This window comes from uncultured Campylobacter sp. (assembly GCF_938045595.1).
GTDB lineage: Bacteria > Campylobacterota > Campylobacteria > Campylobacterales > Campylobacteraceae > Campylobacter_B.
The window spans coordinates 1-23,058 of the sequence record NZ_CALIBB010000111.1; the positions used below are offsets into that span (position 1 = coordinate 1).

A 23,058-nucleotide genomic window follows, 5' to 3' on the forward strand; every position below is an offset into this window, starting at 1 on the left:
AGCGCCGCAGCTGCGCTTAAAAGAACTATTTTTTTCATTTTTACTCCTTAAAAATTCTACGTAATTGTAACGATAAATTTTGATTTTTATGCTTAAAATTCGGAACAAATTTTAAAATTCCGGCCCCACCGCCCGCTTTGAAATTTTAAAATTTCGCCGTCGCAAAATCCCCGCCGCGGACGCTAAAATTTTACCGCCGCTAGCGTTCATTAAGTCCTCTTGCTCGCACAGCCAAACCGATAAAATTTTAAATTTAAGAAGCTCCTATATTTAAGGACGAGCTGTACCCCCTCCGCGAAGTTAAACCAATAAAAATGCAGGCGCTAGCCTGCCGTAACTTTAGGTGGGTGCAGGGAGTGCTTGCACTCCCGCTCGCAGCGGCGGCTTAGCCGCCGCGAGAAGTCAAGATCAAAACGGATACGTCAAGCAGCAGACCCTGCCGACCTTTTCGTTGTAGCTGACGTCGAGCTTCAGATCGTATAGTTTGCTTAAAATTTCGCTTTTTATGATCTGCTCGGCCTTGCCGTATGCGACCTCGCCGCCGCCTTTTACGAGCGCGACGTATCCGCCTAAAAGCAGAGCGAAATCGGGATTGTGCGTGGCCAAAACGACGGTGTAGCCGTTTTTGAGAAGCTCCTTCGTGGCGCGGAGAAATTTGTATTGGTTGGCAAAGTCTAACGCCGAGGTAGGCTCGTCGAAGATCACGATCTTAGGCTCGCTGCAAAGGGCGCGCGCGATGGACGCCATCTGCCTCTGGCCGCCGCTTAGGCGCGTGATGATCTTGTCTTTTAGGTGCCAAATTTCAAGCATTTTCATGTAGCGCTGCGCGAGCTTGTAGTCGTTTTCGCTCGGCTGCGAAAAGATCCCGATATGCGCCGTGCGCCCCATCAGGACGTATTCGAAGACGCTGTAGTCGTACTCGCAGACCTCGCTTTGCGAGACGTAGCCGATGATCTCGGCGCGCCCTTTGGCGCTGAGACTCGCCATATCCTTGCCGTCAATTGAAATTTTACCGCGCAGGGGCTCAAGCGTGCCGCTGATTAAATTTAAAAGCGTCGATTTGCCCGCGCCGTTTTGCCCCAAAATCGTCAGCATCGCGCCCGCTTCGAGGTGCAAATTCACGTCGCGCAGCGTTAGAGGGGCGGATTTTACGTAGCTGAAGTCTAAGCTCTCAACCCTAACCATTTAGCTTCCTTTTGTTTTTAAGCAGGATGAATATAAAAAATAGCGTGCCTATAAAGCCCGTAAGCACCCCTAACGGGATCTCGCTTTGATTTATGCTGCGCGCTACGTCATCTACGATGAGCACGAAGATCGCGCTTAAAAATATGCTCGCGGGGATCGCTTTGGTGTTGCTCACGCCCACGATCATGCGCGTTAGATGCGGCATCAAAAGCCCCACCCACGCGACTATGCCGCTGATACACACGCTACTTGCGGTTAGCAGCGTCGCGCAGACGATGATGATGCCCCGCTCCAGCACGACGTTTACGCCTAGCTTCGCCGCGGTCGCATCGCCCATGGATAGGACGTTTATGCGGTAGCTCATCAGCACCAAGATAGCGATACAAACCCCCATCACCGGCGCTATCATCGCTAGCACGGAGGGATCGACCTTCGCGAGGCTTCCTAGCTGCCAATACACGATGTCTGCAAGCTTCGTCTCGGGATCAGCCATAAATTTTAAAAATCCGATCAGCGCGCCCATCAGACCGCTTACGATGATGCCCGCAAGCACGAGCATTATGGTGGCGCTCGAACGCAGCGCGCGCGTGATTAGAAGCGTAATGCAAACCGCCGCAAGCCCGAAAACAAAGGCGAAAAGCTGGATCAAAAGGATATTTAGATCAAGCAGGATCGCGATCGCCGCGCCCACGCAAGCTCCCGCGCTTACGCCTAAGAGATCGGGCGAGACGAGCTGGTTTTTAAAGACGCCCTGATACGCCGTGCCGCTGATGCCAAGCGCCGCGCCCACGAGCACTGCGGCGATGATGCGCGGCAAGCGCACATCCATAACGACGTTGTGGACGTTTTGCGCTACCTCGCCGCCGCTAAGCGCTTTTAAAACCTCGGCGATGCTTAGGCCGAAGCGCCCTATACAAAGCGATATCGCGATCGTCGCGATCGTCGCCAGTATCAGCAGCGCGAGCATAAATTTAAAATTTTTCATACCTTCCCTTGCTTTAAATTTTATCTTTTGTCTTAAATTTAATCTTTGAAATTTCGCCTCGTTGAAACCCGCTTAAAATTCCGCCCTCCGGCTCGTAGGCGAGAGGCTTGCGGTAAAATTCCTTCGTGATGGCCCCAAGATCAATACTTCAGAAAAGATCCGGATGGAAATTTTAACCGCCTGCAAGCTTTGCAGTGGCGCCCTCGCGCCCGTGCGGTCTCAGCCGAAAATGTTTGCAGGCGCAGCACAGACGCGCTTTTGCCGCACCGCCTCAAGCTGCGAAACGCAGGACTTGGCAGCAGAGCAGTGCCTCCGCCTCGTGCGACATCTCCTACCGATGATGACGCAGTGGCTGCAGCGGCTTTGATTTATACATCTAAATCCTTAAACAGATGTGGCATTTTAGCACATATCATATTAAATTTTTATGATTTCGGCTTTCATATACGTGAGCAAAATTTAATGGCGTGCAGCTCTGTGCAATAAGGCTTTTAGCAAAATTTAGCTTGCGGATTTCAGATGAGAGTCTACGAAATTTACGCCAAGATGGAATTTTAAAATTTCATCCTTTCGCGAAAGATAGACTTAAACCTGATGGCGGAATTTGCCCGGCTAAATTCCGCCGATTTAGCAGCAGACACAGCGTGCGGCAAAATTTTACGTAGGATTTGAAGATTTGATTTAAAATTCCACGAACGGATGCGGCGCGAAAATTTTCTCTTTATTTGACCCCGGTTTTGCTAGCCACTTAGTCGTAGAATTTTACTACTCGTTTAGCTGCGGGATTTTATTTGCCCGCAAGGAGTTAAATTTTATCATGAAATTTCGCATCGCTTAAAATGCGATGCGAAATGAATCCGTCGTCGCTACTGCCAGCCTAGAGCTTTGCGTTTTAAGCGCATGTCGCTTACCATTTTTAGCGCGAGCGCGACCGGATCGGTATCTACGTGCATCACAGAGCCAAGCGCACGCCTGGTGCCCTCTTTGAAAAAGTGTATGACATTTGCGGAGCCGTGGATTTGATACTCGACGCAGTGATATGAGTCGATGCCCATTAGACGGAATCCGAGCGAGGCATCGACGCCCTTTTCGTTCGCCCACTCGGGAGAGGTGAAGGCAAGCGGCAGCTCGTAGAGATTTTTGTCTAGCACCCCTGCGATACCTGCGAAAATTCCGCTGGAGCGGGTATTATCGATGCACTCGCCCACGTGCCATACCGGCGGAAGCTCATCTTTTTCTAAAAATGCCCGCAGCGACGCGCCTGCTTTTTTATACGCGCTTTTTTGGCAAAAGCCCAGCTTCATTAGCGGGAACGACGCGCAGCCGTTGGTTAGGATTAGGACGTTATTTTCGATTAGGGTTTGTGCGACATCTATGATAGCGCGCTCATAAGGCACTTTAGGATTGGTGCAGCCGACCATATTTACGATGCCTAAAATTTCACCGCTTTTTAGCGCGTGCGCTAACGGCTCCATGCCGCCGTAGTGCTTATGGACGAATTCTACCGAAAAGCCCACTTCGGCCTCGACTTCGTACGGCGGGATATATACCGGTAGCCCCTTACGCTTTTCGTGAGATTGCAATGCGCGGTCTAGAATTTTACGCGCCAAATTCCTAGTCTCGGCGATATTGCTATGGTGATGATCGTAGCCTATATGCTCGGCTCCGGGAAGCCTAGCTGATGAGCTTGTGGTAACGACCTTGGTCTGGAAGCAGTTAGCTACATCCATGATCGCAGGATAGACATCTTGGACATCGGCTACCCACAGATCAAGTGCGCCCGTGCCTATGACGAGTTCGGCAGTTACGGCGTTTGAGAGCGGCACGACGCCCCAGTTGCGATACATCGCCGATAGCCCAGAACAGCACACGCCGTAAAATGCGATCCCCTGCGCGCCTATTGCGCGAGCCTTGTCTTGGTACTCTTTAGAATTTCCGATCTCCACTATTAGGCTTACTAATGTCGGCAGATGTCCGTGCACGGCGATATTGACCCAGCCTTTTTTAAGTGCGCCCATATTGCTTTTGGAAGTTACGCGATCTCCTACGCCAAATAGCGCATCCGTAGCGATATTCGCAGCTACTACGCCGGTGAAGGTAAAAGCAAGCCCGCAGCGCAAAAGATGCTGCATCACGCTGCGCCAGTCTCCGTCCGTGCCTACACCCGTTCGGTGATACGCCTCAAAGACTTCGTTATACGCACTAATCGGCAAGATATCCAGCTTGCGCCATACCTCTTGACGCTCCTTGGGTGCGAGCGCAGTGATGGTTTTATACTCGCCGCTGCTTTGCGAAAGATCTGTCAAAAGCGTATCGGCAAGCTCGATCGCTACCTCTTTTAACTCTCTGCCTTCAGTTGGAATTCCAAAGGCTTTGGCGGTATTGATGATTTTGTATTCGCCTATGATTGGCAGATCTAGCTTGCCTTGTGCCGCCCATTTTAGCGACAGTAGAAGCTCTCTGGCGTGCGCGCCGTGTTGAGCTACGCCCGCAGCTACTTGGCGCAGTAAGTTGCGCGACACGATGAGATCGGCGTCCGCACCGCAAGTGCCACGATCGGCCTTTTTAGTAATTTTGCAAGGTCCCATATTGCAGATCTTACAGCATACTCCGCTAAGCCCATAGCTACACATAGGCATCTGTTTATCGAAGCGATCAAACGCCGTATCTACGCCGATCTGCTCCATCCTAAGCATCATTTCGCGCACGGCGGGATCAGGGGTTTTCTCAAGTACTTCTTGCTTTGTAGGGAAGGTCTTTTTGTATTCAAGCAACGCCTTCATATAATCCGCCGTAAATTCCGCCTCGTGAAAATGCTCGAAAAGATTGCCCTGCGCGTCTTTATGTGTGTGCGGACTAGCCTCTGCGGGCACTAAAACTTTTGGGATGCCGTGTTCGTCAAATCCGATAATCGCGCGATGAGAGTGAGGCTTGTGATCATGGCAATGTTTGTCGTGCTCGTGTGAGCTGATGACGGAATCCTCGTCGCGCTCGTGCGAATACGCCGCAGAATTTGCGCTGTATTCGTGCAAATAAGCTGCGAGGTTTTCTTCTTGATCGTGTGGGTGGGTCGCAAGATCTTCGTCGCGTAGATGCGAGTGGATTGCGGAGTTATCGCTATGCTCGTGCGAGTAAGAGATGTGATCGTCGCTACTTGGGCTCTTCGCAGGATTTGAGATGGAATTTGTCAAAGAATCAGCCATGGAATTTATTGTAGAGTTTATTGCGGATTTTTTAGCGTTGCCTACGCTTTGAGTGCTTGAGTGCGCCGCAAAGTTCGTACTTGAAGCAGAGCTTGCGCTATCATCGTAGCCAGACGCGGAATTTTTGGCTTCGCAGTCGTACTCGTCGCAGGAATTCTCACTTGTAGCGAGATTTTTAGAAATTTTGTCGCGAGTAAGCGAGGCGGAAGTTATAGAGTTTGCGGTGGAATTTTTAGCAGTGCCTGCACTTTTGTCGAAAACGGATGCGGCGGAGCTTTTGACCGCGTCTGCGGCAAAATTTTCCCCCTTATTCGCAGCGGAATTTTCATCCGTCGCAGCCTTCTTGCGTGAGTCTTTTTGTTTTGAGATTTTGTCGTTTGCCATGGTTGTCTCCTTAAAATTTATTTTAAAAATAAGCGAGAATGTAGTCCTTAATAATATACTAAAAAACTACATTATTTAATTCTTATAGATAAAATTTAACGTGATTGTATTTTTTAATTGCTTTAAATTCCCTTAATAGCGCACTAAAATAAAAGATAAATTTTTATGAATAAAATATACTAAATAACTTAGTTTAAATTTCGCCAAGCGGCTCGATCATCTTAGATAATCGATTAGCTTGGCGGAGATTTCGCGAAACTGCAAAATTTTATGCCCCTTTTTCTCGCGCATGAAGTCTTGCGCATCACGCAATCTCGCAAACGTGATAAGATCGTCGCCTCTGGCGCTTTGCAGCACGCTGCCGAATACATAAAACGCGTCCTGCGCCCGCAAAATTTCGCCGCTTGCGTAATCGGTGACGTAAAGCTCCGCGCCGCCGAAATTTGCGTTCGTGGAATTTGACTCGCCGAAATTGCCGCTAGCGGGATTTTTGCTCATCAAATTTTCCTCTGCGGAAGCCCCGCCGTTATTGCCGCTCAAATTTTCGCCCTCGAAAAAATATGCAAACATCGCCTTGGGCGAAGCAAACGCGAGCGCGCTGCCGTCTTTGAACCTTGCATAGGCGCGAAATTCAGGGTGCGCGCTAGTATCGATGCCGTATTTGGCGCAGGTAAGATTTACGTCTTTAAGCCACGTAAGATCGCGCACGCTTTTAGAATTCTGCGCCAAGCCGGAGCCTGTATTGGGCGTGTCCAAATTTTGCGCCGAACCGGAGCTCTGAGCCGTCGAATTTTGCATCTCTGCTGCGCCGCAAAGCGCTATAAATGCCGCCAAAATGAGTGGAAATTTCACGCTAAATCCTTCGATCTAAAGATAAAATAGCCCAAAATCAGGCTCGCCGCGCCCAGCGCGATCGGATAGAGCAGCGAAAAGGCGATGAAAAGCCCGCGCCCGAAGTGATCTAGGATAAAATACGCCGTCGTGCCGATGACCGCAAGATCGGGATCAAATAGGCTGATAGCGGCGATGCGGAAGTCCTCCATCGGGTTTGCTAGGGCGATCGCAAAGATCAGATTTTCGTTCACGCCCGTTTTTGCGAGCAGTCCGATCAGCACGAGATCCAAAAACGCAAGGCAGAAAAGCCAGACGAAAAACGCGAGCCCAAGCCCCATCTCTTGGCTTTTTGAAACGGCGCAGATCAAAAAAGCGATCCCTAAAAACGCCGCGCATAAGCTAAAAAGCAGCCCCGCATAAAGCAGGCAGATCGCCCACGGAATGCCCGTGCCTTTGATCGCGCCCCAAACGATCGCGAGCAGCAGCGACAAAAATATCGGCACGAACACTCCAAACAGCCTTCCTAGCGCCTTGCCGTAGTAATACTGCGCCTGCGAGATCGGAAAGCTTAGCAGGTATTCGAGGATGTTTAGGTCGCGATCGGCTAGGATCGCCTTGCTGGTGGTTACGAGCACGAAGACGGGCAGGATGATGATGCAGATCTGAATAAACAGCAGCAGCAGTCGCGAAAGCCCGCTAAAGCCGAGCACGCGCGAGTCGGTCACCCCCGTGATGAAAAACGCCGCCACGAGCCCGCTAAAGATCAGCAGATAGAGCAAAAACCAGCGCGAGCGGAAGGACTCTTTGATATCCAAAGCGGCGATGGTGAGTAAATTTTTCATTCTTTTCCTTTATTGCGCCTCGGCGCGCTTTTTAAATTTAGATTTCTCGCGCGGCTTAAATGCGCGTTTTTAAGCTCGGCTCCGTTTCGCCGCGCGGATTTTGCAGCCTTAAATTTGCCAGCCAAGCTTTAAATAGGCGGCAAAATTTTATCCGCCGCCTGCGACCGTGGACCGCGCATAAATTTTAAATTTAAAGCCTGAGCTTGCGGCGCACTCAAACAGCGCGTCGTTTGCTACCTACTATCACTCATCCGTCGTAGTTTTAAAATTTAGCCGTTTGACAGGGGCGCTTAAATTTCAGCTCCGTAAAATTCCAAAGCCGGGCGTATTCCGCGGCATAAAATTTTAAAATTCTAAAAATCCCGAAGCGGCGAATTCCGCGCCAGATAAATTTTAAATTTACAGCGAAATTTTAAGCTAGCGCGTCCGCGTAAATTTAAAGTGCAGAACGGAATTTCATGCTGTACATTAAATTTAGCCGCGTCGCAAGATAAAATTTCGCGGTCGTTTTCTAAGCCTAGCTTTGCCTCACGCCGCAGCTGCAAATTAAAATTTTATCTCATCTATGGCGGCGTGGGCGATGCGCTGAAATTTTACGTTTTAAATTTAGCGCAAAATCCTAGCCTTTTAAAATCCGTCTTAAGCAAACGGCCTTAATGCGCGTGCCCCGAATGCATATCGTGCGCAGTGCCGTTACTTTCGTGCATATCGTGCGGTGAGCTTTGAGGGTGCGCCGTGCTGCCTGCATCGCCGCCGCCCATATCATGCTTAGGTCCGCTCATGCGGTGCTCTGCGGAGTGAGGGTCTTGCATTCCACTCATTCCGCCCATGTCGCCGTGTCCGTGCATGCTTCCCATATTGCCGTGCGCATCGCGACCCATATCGCCCATTCCCATGCCGTGCGAGCCGCCGCCTGCTTTAAGCGCCGCGACTACTTGATCGAAGCTGAAGTCTTGCTTGCCCTCTTGCTTGTTTTTAAACGCGCCCCAGCCAAACGACATAGGGGTTTTAAAACCGCGATAAAAGTGCGCCGTGCGTGCGTCGATAAACTCGCCGTTGCCGCTAGCGTCGTTGATGTAAATTTTGGCGTCCTTCAGCCAACTAAGTTTGTCGTTGGTAACCATAAAATCCACTAAGCAGCCGATGTCGTCAAAGTAGTGGTTTTTGCCGTCCACGCGCACATCGACGCTGAAGCGGTTGTCGCTGATCGCCATCTGGCAGTGCTCGCACACGTCTCTGTCGTAATGGACGTTGCCGTAGTCTTTCTCGTCGCCGCAGCCTAAAAACGTAAGCGCCGCAAGTGCGCAAAGCATAATTTTAAACATTTTTGTCATCTACGATCCTCCCTAGATCCATTGAAATCATTCTTTTTACCAGCCCTCCCACTTCCTCGAGCCTATGCGAGATAAAGATCAAGCTCTTATCTTTTGCGTAGTTGTGCAAAAGCGTCTTAAAACGCTCGCGCGCGCTCGGATCGAGATTGGCGGTCGGCTCGTCGAAAATCATCGCCTTGCTAGCTCTGCCGAATGCTAGCGCAATTAAAAATTTCTGCTTCATACCGCCGGATAGCTTATGAAAGGGTTTGTTTAAATTTGAACCCAGATCAAGCTCCATTTCACCGCAAAATTTTACTATATCCGCTCTGCTTGCGTCCGCCGTGCGCTCGGCGAAGTAGATGAGCTCATTTAGGCTCAGCTTAAGCGGCGGCGGGGTTTGTGGCACGAAGCTGATACCGCGTAGAGCGCGGCTACGCTGCTTAAATGAATCAAATCCGTCGATAGCGACGCTGCCGCTTGTGGGTATGTATTCGCCTAAAATCGTCCGCATCAGCGAGCTTTTGCCCGCTCCGTTTTGCCCGACGAAAAGCACTTGCTCGCCATCATCGATATTTAGATTGATATCTTTTAAAACGAATTGATCTGCGAATTTCTTGCTTACGTTTTTAATCTCTATCATAGGCTTCCTTAGATCATATCTTTTAGCTTATTGCCGATACCGAGTGCGTCTTGGTGACACACGTCGATACAGCGTCCGCATAGCGTGCAGTCGATCCCTTTTAGCATAAATTTGCTCTTATCGCCCAGGTTTTCGGATGCCTTTTTTTTGGTAATATCCAGTACGTGCGAGACGAAGCAGACGTCTTGGCAAACGCCGCAGTGATCGCACCTACTCTTATCCCAAGTAATCTTGCTAAGGCTTGCTTTCGCCGCAAGCGAATAGGTGCTGCCTAGCGGGCATAGGTGCGTGCACCACACCCGCCTGCTAAAAAATACTTCGAGCAAAAACACAAAAACGATCCAAAGCCCCGCCAGCGAAAAGCCGTAGATGATGAAGCGCGATAAAATTCCAACTACGTTAAAAATTTCAAAAACGAGCAGGTCTGTAATAGCACTTAGCAGCAAAAATACCGCCCAGATCGCATATCGCATACCGCGAGGCAGGGTGCGCTCCTTGATGACGTGCTTGGCAATTAGCGTATTATGCAGCTTCTCGCCGATCTCGCTAAGCGCTCCGTAAGGACAGATCCACGAGCAAAAAGCCTTACCGCCCGCGATGAAGTAAAACAGCAATATGGTGCCCGAGCCGATGAGCAAATTTATCGGCAGATCCTTATGTGCGGCGATCACCTCAAGGGTGGCAAAGGGATCGGCTAGGTGAAAGCCAAGTATCCGCGAGCCGCTGATGTCGCCTTCTAAAATTTGAATATCGGCGCGAAAGGAAAGCACGAAAAGCAGATGCACCAAAAATACCGTGGCGTAGCGCAGCGCCCGAATGCTGGGGCGCAGTTTGCCGCTTTTATTTTTAAGCGCGAAGGTCGAGAAAAAGCTCGTATTTTTGATCGTGCATCGCGAATTATATTTATCCAAGACTTACTCTTTAAATTTTGAAATTTCATCCGCGAGCTTATCTAGGCTCTCGTCGCTTACGTTGGTTAAAAGCCCGCTCATTAGGCTATTTTTGATCTTACCCGCCTTGTAATCTTTAAGGCTTGCTAAAATTTGATCCTTACTCTTGCCGCCGATCGGCGGAGCGATCTTGCCGCGTCCGTCATCGCCGTGGCAGGGCGCGCAGCTTACCAGATAGGAGCTACTAACCTTAAAATCGCGCTCTTTGACGCTCTGCTGCAAAATTTTAATATTTTTCACATCCTTATCGTCGATGAGATCGACGCTTTTGCTCTGCGGTGCGGGCTTTGCTTGCGCTTGCGGCTTGACTTCCTGCTGCGGCGCGCTAGAATCGTCCGAACTAGCCATAAAGATCATCAGCGCGATCAGTGCTACACCCAAAATCAAAGCTAAAATTTTGCCCGGTTTCATTTCTGCTCCTTAAATTGTTTGTTGAACTCGTAAATTTCTTTCGCCATCGTCTCTATCTGCTGCTCGCTCATGCCGTTTACGAGCTGCACCATAAGAGGATTAGGCTTTTCTTTGAATTTATACTTTTTAATCATATCCACGATCTGCGCGTCGGTTTTATCCAGAAGCGACGGACCTATGATGCCGTTGGCGTAGTCGTCGTGGCACGCCGAGCAGCGCAGGATAAAATCATGCCCAAGGCGCTTTTTCATCAGATCGAAATTTAGCTTTTCGTATTGGTTTTTGATGCTCGAATACGCCACGATATTTTTAGTCGTCTCGTTCACGTCGCCGTTTAGATTAAAATTTACTTTTCGCTCGCCGTAAAAATCGTAGCTTACGAACTTATCGTCCTTCTTGGGCGCTTCGCCGCTTTTAACGCTGATGCGAGGCTTTGCAGTATGATTTTGTTCCGCGCTCTGCGATGCGGAATTTGAACTCGCGGAATTCTGATCCGCAGAATTTTGCCCTGCGGGGCCTTGCGAAACGGAATTCTGCCCTGCGGAATTTGCAGCGGCGGAGCTTGAATCACCGTCATCTCCGCAGCCGCATAACAAAAGCGCCGCAGCTAGCGAGCAGAGGTAGAATTTAATGGAGTTTTTCATTGTTTTCCTTCATAGATTGATTTGTAATCCGCCCGCGGGATTATCTCGATGATACGCGCCGGGCAGAGCTCTGCGCACGCGCCACAGCCGACGCAAGCGCTACGGATCTGCGGGGCGAAATGTTCATTCGCCTTTATCATCGCAATAGCTTCAAGCGGCTGCGGGTAAGGGCACAGCGACGCGCACAGATCGCAGGGCTTGCCCTCTTTCGCCGCTAGCGCTGAGTTTAGCTCGCGCTCTTGCTCGGTCTTGGCGGGCTTTAGGCGCAGATCGCTAGATTTTAAAACCTGTCCGCGATACGCCAAACAGGCGTCTAAATTTTCGATCACGGCGATACCCATTTTGACCTTTTTAGGCTCGTTCGTCTCGTGGCTGAGCGCGCCGCTTGGACAGGCGAGCACGCAAGGAAGCGCGCCGCAAAGATAACAGCCTCGCTCTTTGGCGTCGATGACGGGCGTGCCGATGTCAAAAATATGCGTAATATCGAGCAGATAGATGCTGTGATAGGGGCAGACTTGCACGCATTGACCGCACTTGATACAGCTAGAGCGGAAGCCTCGTTCCGCTAGCGCTCCGGGTGGGCGCAGATATAAAGAGGCGGAATCCCCGCTAGAATTTTGTTTTATAGAATTCGGCGCGGAATTTTGTCCTGCAGAATTTACGAAATTTTGCTCGTTTAAATTTTGCGCTTCACTGCCCGCGGAATTGGTAGAATTTCCATCCGCAAATAAGTTCGCTGCCCCGAGTGTCCCGAGCGCTCCGCCGAGTAGTTTTATCGCTTCGCGTCTATTCTTTATCATTGCCTCATCCTAGGTTTTGGATCTTTTAGCAGTAGCTCAGGCTCTGAAAACGGAGCGAGCTTGGAAATGAAATTTAAAAGCGCGATCCCGCTGGAGCCGTAAAAAAACCGCACACTCGGTTTATGCGCCCAAAGCCTATCGGCATAAGCATATGAGCTGTAGCTAACGTCGCCGTAACCGTCGCCGTCGCGGTCAAATCCGTCGTAATCGTCGAAGTAGTTGCCACTCCATTCGTTTTGCAAGAGCTTGGATTGGGGCGTATCGTTTAGCACAATCTCCATATTGCCTTTAAATTTATTGTTTTTAAATACGCTTTTTAGCTGCGTGGCGTGGAATTGCACGCCGATGCTGTTGTATTCGATATCGTTGTTTTCAAAAACGTTAAGTGAGCCCGGCTGATAGGGGGATTGATCCAGATAAAATCCGCGGGCGTTGTAGATGACTTTATTGTCGGTGATCGTAAAATTTGAGCTATCCTTCATACCTATGCCTACGCCGTAAGCGCCGTCTGCGTTGCGCACGATGTTACGTCTGGCGATATTATCGCTTGAAAACATAAAAAATAATCCCACGCTATTGCCGTCGTAGTAGTTATCCTCCACGACGTTATGCCCGGAGTTCATAAAGTGCAGCGAATAGCGACAGCTGTGGCCTTTATTGCCTGCGACGAGATTGCCATTAGAGAAGTAAAAAACGGTGTCGCGGACGTTATGGACGTCGTTATTTAAAATTTTATTGGCATTGGAATACCAAAGCTTGATGCCGTCGCCTTTAAAACTCGTGCGGTAGGTATTGCTTGAAATTTCGTTGCCCTCGATCGTTACGTCGTTTGCCTTGCTTAGCACGACGCCGTAGAGCACGTCTTTGATGAGATTATTTTTTATGATTACGCTGTTTACGTCGCTTACGTTGATCCCTGCATCCTCGCTAAGATGTTCGAAGCCTCCGTTTTGAATTGTTAAATTCTTGATTGTAACATGCGGAGAGCGGACGCGGATGACCGTTCCGTTGCGATCGCCTATGATCACGGCGGAGCGGTCTAGTCCGTCGATAGTAAGGGGTTTATCGATTAAAATATTGCCGTGATACTCGCCCGCGGCTAGTTCTATAATATCGCCCGCTTTTGCGCTATCGATCGCGTCTTGAAGCTCGCCCGCGCCTAAGCTTAGCGCGAGCGAGAATGCTAGAAGCAAAAGCCTCATCTATGTTCTCGTAGAAATTTTTTCTTAGAAAATAGCGCCAGCGCCGATAGTAGCGATAGAGCTAACATCAACCAAAAGCCAAGAGCCGGATATGAATGGGTAGTAAAATGCGCTACGCTGCCGTCGCCAAATGCTGTAGGCATAAAAGGCTTTATTTTAAACGCGCCCCAGTCTTGCAGGTTATGCCCGAACCAATACAGCCAACCCACGTAGCAGCCGATGAAGATAAGCGGCGCAATGATCGGCAGGATCATAAGCAGAGTCTGCCCCTTGCCATCATAGTACAAAAACGCAAGCATGCCGATCGTAGCGATTATGAGATAATACGGCGATAGCGAGTGCTCGAGCGTGCCGCCGCGCCAGACGGGATACATTCCGATATAGTGGTTTAGGGTATTCATCTCGCCGACATCGCCGCTAAAGCCGTCAACGTGGACGTAGAGCGGAATTCCATCGGGGAAGGCCTCCTTCGGATAGTTTGGCGCTTCGAGCGAAATTTTCCACACTGGTATGCTAGGGACCCCCACTTCAAATTTATGCTCCAGCATCGCGCCTAGATCATTTTTAACATCACTAGGAATTAGGTGATTTTTATACGATGCTTTTGTATAAAAATTCCATATCGGTGCGGAGTATGCGGGCAGCTGCGAGACGCTGCTAACCTGCCCCGATACGATTTTGCCTTGGACTTTGAAAAATCCGAGCGTAGGGATGGTAAAAGCGACCGTCATAATAAGCAGCGCTAAAATCGCGTAAATTTTATATTTTGGCATTTCATCTCCTTTAAATTCTCCCCCTTGCGGGGGAGAGTGGGGGCTAGTTAAGACCCGCGTTCTCATCGACCCATTTTAGGTATTCGATGATATCTTTGATCTCTTCATCTTTCATATGCTGATTTGGCATGCGAAGGTTGAAGTAATTTATCATTGCCTTAACGTAGTCGTCTTCGTAGAATTTAGCAGGGTCTTTGATGAAATCGGCTACCCACTTCTCGCCGTTTTCGTGGCGAAGTAGGACGCCCGTTAGATCAGGACCGGAGCTTACTTGACCGATGACGTGACAACCGTTGCAGCCTCCGCGTAGGTAAGCCTTCTCGCCGTTAGATGCAGCCTCGCTCATAGGAGTGGAGAGCTCGCGGATTAGATTATTTTTAGCGCGAAGTCCGACATCTGCGGTTTTTACTAGGTACTGCCAAACTTGACCTTCCCAAAGTATCGCGCCGTTCATATCGCCTGCTTTTACCGCAGCGTCTGCCTTGGCTTTAGTTTCAGGAATTTTGCCGTATTGATCCAGCGCGTCATCGACTAAAGCCTTGACCTTAGGATATTTCTCGTAGTTTTTCTCTTTTAAGAATTTAACGACTGATTGAATAACGTCGTCGGTGGCTTTATTCGTAGCTACTACCTTGTCGTATTCGGCTTTTAGAGCTTCTGGGCTAAGAGCTTTTAGCATAGACGCTTTAGCTGAAGTGTATTTTTTATTCGGATCTTTTACGTATAGATATCCGAACATCTCAAGGTGCAGCGCAGAGCAGAATTCCGTGCAGTAGAAAGGAAATACGCCCTCTTTATCTGCGATGAAATTTACGCTCGCAGTCTTGCCTGGCTCAAGTGACATATGCAAATCGTAATCATCAACCGTAAAGCCGTGAGTTTCATCCTCGGCACGCTCTAAATTTGTCATATAGATCGTTACGTTATCGTCCTTATTAACCTCGATGTGCTCAGGATTAATATGGCTGCGGATCGCTGTAGCATAGACTTTTACGTTTTTGCCGTCGCGCTCGATGCGCTCCTGACCTGCTAGCGTCATAGCAGGGTGCTGCTTGCCGGTACGAGAGTTTGTTCCCATAGTATAGGTAGGTTTCGTATGAAGCTTGCTAGCTGCGATAGAAACTACGTCGTGCGGCTCGCCTAGACCGATAGGAAGATCGTAAAGCATCTCCATTTTAGGCCCTGTAATGTCGATGAGCTGGTGATTTTGCGGATGAAGCGGTCCGATAGGATTAAATCTATCGATCGAAAGCTTATCCAGCGCGATTACGTATTTGCCGACCGGCTTTGAGGATTTACCCTCCATAGAATCAAGGTGTCCGATATTGTAGTGGACGTTGATCCTATCTAAAACCTTTAGCGTTTTGTAGTTCCATTTTACGATCTGGCTATCAACGTAAAGCGATGTATAGATTACGCCGTCTTGCGAATCGAAGGTGTTATGCAAAGGTCCAAGACCAAGCTCTGCTTGTCCGTGAAGCGTCTTTTGCATATCTAAGATCGGAATTCCGTATGGATCCTTGCCTGCGTATTCTTTCTTATCAATTAGCTCTTTGATCTTTTTGAAATCATAAACGCTGGCGTGAGTATCTAGTTTGCCGCCGATGATGATATAGCGACCATCAGGGCTAACATCGACGCCGTGAGGAGATTTAGCCTCAGGGATCAAAAATAGCGCTCCCGCTTTTACGGCGGCGTCTATCGTAACGATTCTGTGTCCGTTTACGACCTTATAGTTTTTGCTGTCTTGAGCAAGCTTTTCTAGAATTTGCCAGTTGTAAACGTGCAAGTAGTCGGTATCGTTGCGGCTCATACCGGCTTCCATCGGAGGCAGACCCTTTTCGATGCCGCCTGTGTACATTTCGGAGTTAAAGCTGTTGGTAAACGCCCAGCCGAAGCTCTCGCCCTTACCTGCGTCACTTAGATCTTGCATATATGGAGGAAGCTCTAGAGAAAAGGATTTATTTACGTCGATTTTACCTTTATCGTAGTCAAATTTCCATAGCGTTACTGCACCGCGATAGACTGCTTGATACTCCTCGATTGGGTGCCAGTCGTTATCAAAAGGGGCTGCGTATTGGCTGGTTTCGATGACGTATTCGGTATTAGGCGTTACGAAAGAGCCGCCGTGATCGCTTTTGATTACCGGATTTACGACTATCTGAGTGGTTTCGAAATCGGATAAATTTATAACCGCGATTCTTGGGTTCGCCTTATCGTTTATAAAGAGATAATCGCCCACATACTCGCCGTTTTTTTCGCTGAAATTTGGATGGTGAGTATCGCCCCAGTTGATCTCTTTGCCGTTAATGGAGCCCGATCTTAAGACCGCCTTACTCTCCTCATCAAAACCGTATCCCTGCCAAGGCTCCGGGGTAAATACGCCGATATATTTGTAGATCCTCATCGACGGCACGCCGTAAACTAGCACCTGTCCGCTTTGACCGCCGGAAGAGAAGACCATATAATCGTCCTTCCTACCGGTCGGCTGATAGGTCTTAGCCGCCGCTAAAACGTCTTTTTCGCTTAAATTTCGTTCTTTCATCACGCGCTCTAAGTCGCTATCCGCGGCACACAGGGCGCTTGCGGCGAACAAAACCGAGCCCAAAAGCACGGGTTTGAAACTTTTTAACATACTAATCCTTTCTTAGAATTTTAAAATTTTGCCTGATTTGCTGACTACGAGGATCGCTTCCCCGTCTGCGTACATCGCTAAAAATTCGCTTTTTAAATCCACAACCTCCTTTAATCCTGCTTTTTGATTTTCGTAAATTTTATCTTTAGTAGCGATAAACTGCGTGCCGCGGGCGCACACGATGGATTTGATCCAAGAGCCCACGCTTTTGCGCTCGCCGCTTTTTAAATTTATAAAATTCCCCTCTATATCGCCTGTAAACAGCGTCCCATCGCAGTCTGCAAGTGCAGTGGCTATAGAGCCGCTTAAATTTTTATCGCCAGCTTCGGCTGAAATTTCGCTTCGAGTTTTAAGCCCCTCGTCTTGAAATTTTGCGCCTTTAAATTCTGAGCTTTGAAATTCCGCGCTCTTTGCGCCGCTAACTTTAGTTTCGTTTAGCTCGGAGCCTTGCACGCTTTTCGTGCTATTAAATTCCGCATCTTTAAATTTCACGCTACCAAGCTCTCCCTGCGCAGCGCGATTAGGCGCTGTATCGCTGCCGCTAAATTTAGTCGCGACGAGATCTGCGCTAAAACAGGCTACGCCGTTCCAGCTTGCGACGCAAAGTCCGTTAGCGCCCAGGCTAACGGCATTGATCCTGCCGTAATGAAGCGAAATTCCGCGCAGCCCGTCGGGGGCGGAATTTCTATTTAAAGATTGCCCGTTTGCGGTGGAATTCTCATCTGGGGCGTAGCCGCCGTCCGCGCTGTTATCAGGGTCTTCGTCTAATCTTATTAGTTGATTCTTATCCACTACCGCGTAAATCGCGTCTTTTGCGGCATAGATCACATCTATTTGGGCTGTGCCGCTACGCCCCGTCTTAAGCGTGCGTAAAAACTTTAGTCTATCGTTTAGCACCGCGATTTCGGCTCCACCCCAAGCTAGATAAATTTTGCCGTTTTTAAAATTTAGAGCCGTGATTTCGTTATCGCTGTATTTTTGCGCGAACTCCACATCCCATTTAGCAGTATCAAACATCCTAAGCTCGCCGCCACTGCCGCATAAAAGCAGTCGGTGCGAGCCTGCGTCGAATGCGCCCAAACGTAGCGTGGCGTTTAGATCAAAGCTGCCAGCTGCCGCCATCTGCGATAAACAAATCAAAAAGGCAATACAAAATTTTATAAAATTCATCTTAATCCGCTCTTTGCGAAATGATACTACTCCAAGGCTTAAAAATCGGTTTAAAGCTTGAGCTATAATGAAATTCTAAGTTTTCTTAAAAGTTGCGAAATTTTATGATATAAAAACAGCTCTAAGTAAAATTTTATTTTTCACATTTCGCTATAAATTCCGCTTTAAAATTATAATTTCAGTAAATTTTTATTTTGACAGATTTTTAAAATTCGCAACGCTCCTTTAATTTTGTTTAAATAAAAAGTTAGTATAATCGCCAAAGTTTGTTTTAAATTTTACTGAAGGAGAAACTATGGAGTTTCTGACAAGTTTGTCTGAAAGCACTCAATTCTTTTTGCAGCTCATTATAGTCTTGGGCTGTTTGTTTTATGGTGCTAAAAAAGGCGGTATGGCGCTGGGAATTCTAGGCGGTATAGGCTTAGTGATCTTAGTGTTTGGATTTAGATTAGAGCCGGGTAAGCCGGCAGTGGACGTTATTTTAACTATCCTCGCAGTTGTCGTAGCAAGTGCAACGCTACAGGCTACGGGAGGGCTTGATGTAATGCTTCAAATAGCGGAGAAATTGCTTCGTAAGCATCCGAAAATGGTTTGTATCATCGCTCCAACTGTTGCGTGGACGCTTACAATCTTATGTGGAACCGGACACACCGTCTATACGCTACTTCCGATCATCTATGACGTAGCTATTAAAAATGGAATTCGCCCTGAGCGCCCGATGGCTGCTTCTACGATCTCCTCGCAGCTTGCTATCATCGCTAGCCCCGTTTCGGTTGCCGGCGTTTCGATGGTTGCGATCTTGCTAGGTCAAGGCGTGCATATCGAGGGCTTTAGTACGTATTTGGATCTACTTAAGTTAACAATCCCTTCTACTTTCATCGGTATGCTTGCAATCGGAACGTGGTCGATTTTTAGAGGTAAAGATCTGGATAAAGATCCGGAATTCCAAGAAAAGATCAAAGACCCAGAGCAGAAAAAATATATCTACGGCGAAAGCACAACCTTGCTAGGTCAAAAGCTTCCTAGGATTAAGTGGATCTGCATGTGGATATTCTTAGCCACTATTGCGCTAGTTGCGGTTTTAGGTTACGAAAAAAGCCTGCGCCCTGCGTGGACTAAAAATGTTCCGGGCAAATCCGTAGAGATCATCGTCGATAAAAAGACGGTCAAAAACATCACGATTAAAGATGGTCAGGTTATCTCCATGGTGGACGGCGGTAAGGTCGTCTCAAACGTCAAAGAGTCCAAAGCCAAAGATGCGACGAAATTTAATAGCGTCGAAATTTACGACAAAGATAAAAAGCTTACTCAAAGCATCGTCTCTCAAGACGGAAATGTCGTCATCACGACAGGCGATAAGAGCGAAAGTATCGCAAACGCAAGCATCGTCGTAAAAGATACTATGAAAAAGACCACAAATTTAAATATGGTCTTAACCATTCAAATTTTCATGCTTCTTGCAGCATCCATCATGATGATCGCTTCGGGTATAAAAGCGGGTAATATCGCTAAAAACGAAATTTTTCATAGCGGTATGATCGCACTCGTAGCCATTTATGGAATTTCATGGATGGCGGAGACTATGTTTACCGCTCACATCGAAATGCTTAAAGCGTCGCTAGGAAAGGTCGTTATGGCGTATCCGTGGACATATGTCATCGTTTCGCTTTTGATTAGTAAATTCCTTAACTCTCAAGCAGCAGCGGTTGCTACTTTCGTACCGCTAGCGGTTAGCATCGGTATTGATCCGGGCCTTATTATTGCGTTTGCACCGGCTTGCTACGGATACTATATCCTACCTACCTATCCGAGCGATCTTGCGGCGATCCAGTTCGACCGCTCCGGCACTACGCATATCGGCAGATTCGTCATCAACCACAGCTTCATTTTCCCTGGGCTAATAGGTGTTCTTACTTCATGCGCGATGGGCTTTATCTTCGCTCATATTTACGGCTATTTATAATAATTGCGCTCGCGAGTCCAACACTCGCGAGCTTTAAATTTTAAATCCCAGCGGCTTTTTAAAATTTTATAAAATTTTGAAATTTAAATGCTCTAAATTTTTAAATTCTAAAGCTTTCTAAATTCCGTTCATAACCCGCTCTAGGCTAATTCGTTTTAAATAAAATTTACGTTATAATCCCGCCAAATTCCACACAGGAGGCAGATATGCAAATCCCTATCGCATACGGCAAAGATGATCATCTAAATCTAGAGATAAACGAGAAAAATTTGCTCGGCGTTTTTGATCCAAACCCCGTGGCTAAATTTGACGAAACGGCGCTCATCGCAAAGGCTCTGGCAAATCCGATAAATCAAAAAAGCTTTGATGAGTTTATCGCTGGCGACGAAAAGATCGTCATCATCGTAAACGACGGCACGAGACCTACGCCTACGGCAAAAATTTTAAAGCAAATTTACCCAAAAATCCGCGAGAAAAATAAAATTTTCATCATCGCCACCGGCTGCCATAGGCAGTGCTCGCTCGATGAGTATGAGATGATCTTCGGCAAAGAAATTTACGCGGAGATCAGAGCCAAAAACGAAGTTCACGATCACGACTCCAAGCACGATGAGATGGTCTTTTTAGGCGAGAGCAAAAACGGCACGCAGATGTATCTAAACAAAATCGTAGCAGAAGCTAAAAAAGTGATCGTCATAGGCTCGGTCGAGCCGCACTATTTCGCGGGCTACACCGGCGGCAGAAAGGCCTTTTTGCCGGGCACGGCGTCGTATGAGAGCATCACGCAAAATCACAAGCTCGCACTAAGCCCCGACGCGCAGGCGCTGCGCCTAGAGGGCAACCCCGTGCATGAGGATATGATCGACGCGATGAAGGTGCTCGCGCACATCGACGTTTTTTCGATCCAGACGGTGCTTGATAGTGAGCACGGCGTGTATTACGCAAGCGCGGGCGATCTAAACGACAGCTTTTACGACTGCGTGAAAAAGGCCGACGAGGTATTTTGCGTAAATATCCCGTGCAAGGCAGATATCGTGATCTCGGTCGCGCCCTATCCGATGGACGTCGATCTCTATCAAGCTCAAAAAGCCCTAGACAACGGCAAACTAGCGCTCGCGCAGGACGGAATTTTAATAATGGTCGCAAAGTGCCGCACCGGCATCGGACCAAAGCCGTTTTTTGATCTGATGGCATCCGCGGATACGCCTAAAAAGGTGCTCGAAAAGATCAGCGCGGGCTTTAAGCTCGGCTACCACAAAGCCGCTAAAATGGCTGAAATCTCGCTCTGGGCGCAGACCTGGGCGGTGAGCGATCTGAGCGACGATGAGATGCGAGCCGTGCATCTAAAGCCCTATCACGACATACAAAAGGCCGTGGACGACGCGCTCGCGCAAAAGGGCGCGGACACGAAGATCATCATCCTGCCGTTTGGCTCGATGACGGTGCCTAAGGCCTAGGCTTGGCTAAAATTTTATATTACGACGCGAGCTGCGGCATCAGCGGCGATATGAATTTAGGCGCGCTGGTGGGGCTCGGCGTGGATTTTGGTTATCTTTGCGCCGAGCTTGAGAAGTTAAATTTAGCCGGCGAATTTAAGCTAGAGCGCAAAAACGTGCTAAAAAACGGCATCGCCGCGACCAAAATCGACGTCGTGCCGCTAAAATCGCAGCCCCACGCCAGAAGCTACGCGGGTATCAGGCAAATTTTAGAGAGTTCAAATTTAAGCCAGAGCTGCAAACAAAGAGCGGGCGCGATATTTCGCACGATCGCGCAGGCCGAGGCCAAAGTCCACGGCACGCAGATAGATCGGGTGCATTTCCACGAGCTTGGCGCGATAGACTCTATCGTCGATATCGCGGGCGCGGCGATCTGCCTCGAGTATCTTTTTGAAAAGCTCGGCGTCTCGCGCGTCGTAAGCTCCAAAATCGAGCTTGGCAGCGGCGTAGCGATCTGCGATCACGGCGCGCTTAGCGTGCCGGCACCCGCCGTTTGCGAAATTTTAAAAGGCGCACCAGTAAGCCTCGGACGCGCGAATTTCGAGATGACTACGCCAACGGGCGCGGCGATCTTAAAGGCCTGCGCAGACGAATTTACGGACGGCGCGAGCTTTAAAATAGAAAAGATCGGCTACGGCGCAGGCGGCAAGGACGCAGCGGGCTTTGCAAACGTGCTTCGCGCGATGATCTGCGAGGCGGATGAGGATTTATACGAGCGAAATTTAGCCGCGCGCTCGGACTACAGCGAGTTTTGCAAGCAAATTTTAATCTCCACGAACATCGACGATATGGACGCCGAGAGCTTTGCCTTTGCGTGCAAAATTTTGCGCGAAAACGGCGCGCTGGACGTCTTTGGCCGCTCAATCTTTATGAAAAAGGGGCGCATCGGCTTTGAGCTAAACGCGCTGTGCCGCAATCAGGACGCGCAAAATTTAAAGGATATGATATTTACGCACACGACGGCGATCGGCGTTCGCGAGGTAGAGGTTGTTAAAACCGAGCTAAAGCGCGAGTTTGCGCGGGTGCAGACGAAATTCGGCGAGATAGGGCTTAAAATTTCTGGCAGCAGCCAAACGCAAAAGGCAAAACCGGAATTTGACGACTGCAAGGCCGCGGCGCTCGCGCACGGCACGACGATAGAGCGGGTGCGAAAAGAGGCGCTGAAAATCTATGACGAAACTAGAAAAACTAAAGGCTGATCTGCGCGAGCTGGGCGAACTCGCGGTCGCATTTAGCGGCGGTACGGACAGCTCGCTGCTGCTACGCGCGGCGCACGACACGCTGGGTGAGCGTGCGATCGGCATAACGATCAGATCGCCCTATATGTCCTCGCGCGAGATCGCAGAAGCCATGGAATTTGCCCACGCCTACGGCATCCGCCACGAAATTTTAGAACTCGGCGTCGCAGAGGAGATCAAAGACAACCCAGAAAACCGCTGCTATCTGTGCAAAAAGGCGGTTTTTACGCGCCTGATAGAGCGCGCCCGTGAGCTTGGCTTTAGCCGCGTCGCAGACGGCACGAACCGAGACGATCTGGGCGAATACCGCCCTGGGCTCAAGGCAAAAGAGGAGCTAGGCGTACTCTCGCCGCTGATAAATTTAACCAAATCAGAAATCCGCGAGCT

Annotated in this window: 19 protein-coding genes and 1 pseudogene; 5 read left to right on the plus strand and 15 right to left on the minus strand. The window is 48.9% G+C overall.

The features are described from left to right. Positions 1-408: 408 nt before the first annotated feature. Positions 409-1,185: an ABC transporter ATP-binding protein gene (locus tag Q0340_RS04470; protein ID WP_298082337.1), complete on the minus strand. Its 777-nt coding sequence runs from the start codon at positions 1,183-1,185 to the stop codon at positions 409-411. Next, positions 1,178-2,170, minus strand: coding sequence for an iron ABC transporter permease (locus tag Q0340_RS04475; RefSeq protein WP_298082338.1), 993 nt, complete (start codon positions 2,168-2,170; stop codon positions 1,178-1,180). Before Q0340_RS04475 ends, Q0340_RS04470 begins: the two co-directional genes overlap by 8 nt. A gap of 163 nt (positions 2,171-2,333) precedes the next feature. Between Q0340_RS04475 and Q0340_RS04480 the strand changes: the two genes are divergently transcribed. After that, complete coding sequence (locus Q0340_RS04480) at positions 2,334-2,537, plus strand: hypothetical protein (protein ID WP_298082339.1); 204 nt, start codon at positions 2,334-2,336, stop codon at positions 2,535-2,537. A gap of 499 nt (positions 2,538-3,036) precedes the next feature. Here Q0340_RS04480 and Q0340_RS04485 read toward each other — a convergent pair whose 3' ends face one another. From Q0340_RS04485 to Q0340_RS04545, 13 genes are all read right to left on the minus strand, one after another. Then, positions 3,037-5,757: a carbon monoxide dehydrogenase gene (locus tag Q0340_RS04485; protein WP_298082340.1), complete on the minus strand. Its 2,721-nt coding sequence runs from the start codon at positions 5,755-5,757 to the stop codon at positions 3,037-3,039. A 216-nt stretch (positions 5,758-5,973) separates the two neighbouring features. Continuing rightward, positions 5,974-6,609 carry a nitrous oxide reductase accessory protein NosL gene (locus Q0340_RS04490; protein ID WP_298082341.1) on the minus strand — a complete coding sequence of 212 codons (636 nt, stop codon included), beginning with the start codon at positions 6,607-6,609 and terminating at the stop codon, positions 5,974-5,976. Next, positions 6,606-7,433 (minus strand): ABC transporter permease subunit, encoded by an 828-nt coding sequence (locus tag Q0340_RS04495; protein WP_298082342.1) that lies wholly within the window; start codon positions 7,431-7,433, stop codon positions 6,606-6,608. Before Q0340_RS04495 ends, Q0340_RS04490 begins: the two co-directional genes overlap by 4 nt. 653 nt (positions 7,434-8,086) lie before the next feature. Beyond that, on the minus strand, positions 8,087-8,767 hold the full coding sequence (locus Q0340_RS04500) for a hypothetical protein (protein WP_298082343.1): 681 nt from the start codon (positions 8,765-8,767) through the stop codon (positions 8,087-8,089). Then, on the minus strand, positions 8,751-9,389 hold the full coding sequence (locus Q0340_RS04505) for an ABC transporter ATP-binding protein (protein WP_297949549.1): 639 nt from the start codon (positions 9,387-9,389) through the stop codon (positions 8,751-8,753). The genes Q0340_RS04500 and Q0340_RS04505 overlap by 17 nt, the downstream gene beginning before the upstream one ends. An 8-nt stretch (positions 9,390-9,397) precedes the next feature. Next, complete coding sequence (locus Q0340_RS04510) at positions 9,398-10,300, minus strand: NapH/MauN family ferredoxin-type protein (RefSeq protein WP_298082344.1); 903 nt, start codon at positions 10,298-10,300, stop codon at positions 9,398-9,400. A 3-nt stretch (positions 10,301-10,303) separates the two neighbouring features. Next, the gene (locus Q0340_RS04515; RefSeq protein WP_177389178.1) at positions 10,304-10,750 is read right to left on the minus strand and encodes a cytochrome C; all 447 of its coding nucleotides are present in this window, start codon (positions 10,748-10,750) and stop codon (positions 10,304-10,306) included. Beyond that, entirely contained in the window at positions 10,747-11,394 is a 648-nt protein-coding gene (locus tag Q0340_RS04520) for a hypothetical protein (protein WP_298082345.1), read from the minus strand. Before Q0340_RS04520 ends, Q0340_RS04515 begins: the two co-directional genes overlap by 4 nt. After that, on the minus strand, positions 11,391-12,194 hold the full coding sequence (locus tag Q0340_RS04525; protein ID WP_298082346.1) for a 4Fe-4S dicluster domain-containing protein: 804 nt from the start codon (positions 12,192-12,194) through the stop codon (positions 11,391-11,393). The genes Q0340_RS04520 and Q0340_RS04525 overlap by 4 nt, the downstream gene beginning before the upstream one ends. Further along, entirely contained in the window at positions 12,191-13,396 is a 1,206-nt protein-coding gene (locus Q0340_RS04530; protein ID WP_298082347.1) for a nitrous oxide reductase family maturation protein NosD, read from the minus strand. Before Q0340_RS04530 ends, Q0340_RS04525 begins: the two co-directional genes overlap by 4 nt. After that, a complete protein-coding gene (locus tag Q0340_RS04535; RefSeq protein ID WP_298082348.1) occupies positions 13,393-14,169 on the minus strand; it encodes a cytochrome C in 777 nt (258 codons plus the stop codon). The genes Q0340_RS04530 and Q0340_RS04535 overlap by 4 nt, the downstream gene beginning before the upstream one ends. Before the next feature lie 43 nt (positions 14,170-14,212). Next, positions 14,213-16,804: a Sec-dependent nitrous-oxide reductase gene (nosZ, locus tag Q0340_RS04540; protein WP_177389184.1), complete on the minus strand. Its 2,592-nt coding sequence runs from the start codon at positions 16,802-16,804 to the stop codon at positions 14,213-14,215. Positions 16,805-16,816: 12 nt separating this feature from the next. Beyond that, the gene (locus Q0340_RS04545; protein ID WP_298082349.1) at positions 16,817-17,974 is read right to left on the minus strand and encodes a hypothetical protein; all 1,158 of its coding nucleotides are present in this window, start codon (positions 17,972-17,974) and stop codon (positions 16,817-16,819) included. Positions 17,975-18,269: 295 nt separating this feature from the next. Between Q0340_RS04545 and Q0340_RS04550 the strand changes: the two genes are divergently transcribed. The 4 genes and pseudogenes from Q0340_RS04550 to Q0340_RS04565 form a co-directional block, all read left to right on the plus strand. Continuing rightward, the gene (locus tag Q0340_RS04550; protein WP_297960764.1) at positions 18,270-19,937 is read left to right on the plus strand and encodes an anaerobic C4-dicarboxylate transporter; all 1,668 of its coding nucleotides are present in this window, start codon (positions 18,270-18,272) and stop codon (positions 19,935-19,937) included. Positions 19,938-20,143: 206 nt separating this feature from the next. Then, the gene (larA, locus tag Q0340_RS04555) at positions 20,144-21,394 is read left to right on the plus strand and encodes a nickel-dependent lactate racemase (protein ID WP_298082350.1); all 1,251 of its coding nucleotides are present in this window, start codon (positions 20,144-20,146) and stop codon (positions 21,392-21,394) included. Positions 21,395-21,396: 2 nt separating this feature from the next. Next, a complete protein-coding gene (larC, locus tag Q0340_RS04560; protein ID WP_298082351.1) occupies positions 21,397-22,632 on the plus strand; it encodes a nickel pincer cofactor biosynthesis protein LarC in 1,236 nt (411 codons plus the stop codon). Next, positions 22,604-23,058 (plus strand): annotated as a pseudogene (locus Q0340_RS04565) (7-cyano-7-deazaguanine synthase); the annotation flags it as partial. The gene larC and the pseudogene Q0340_RS04565, both read left to right, overlap by 29 nt.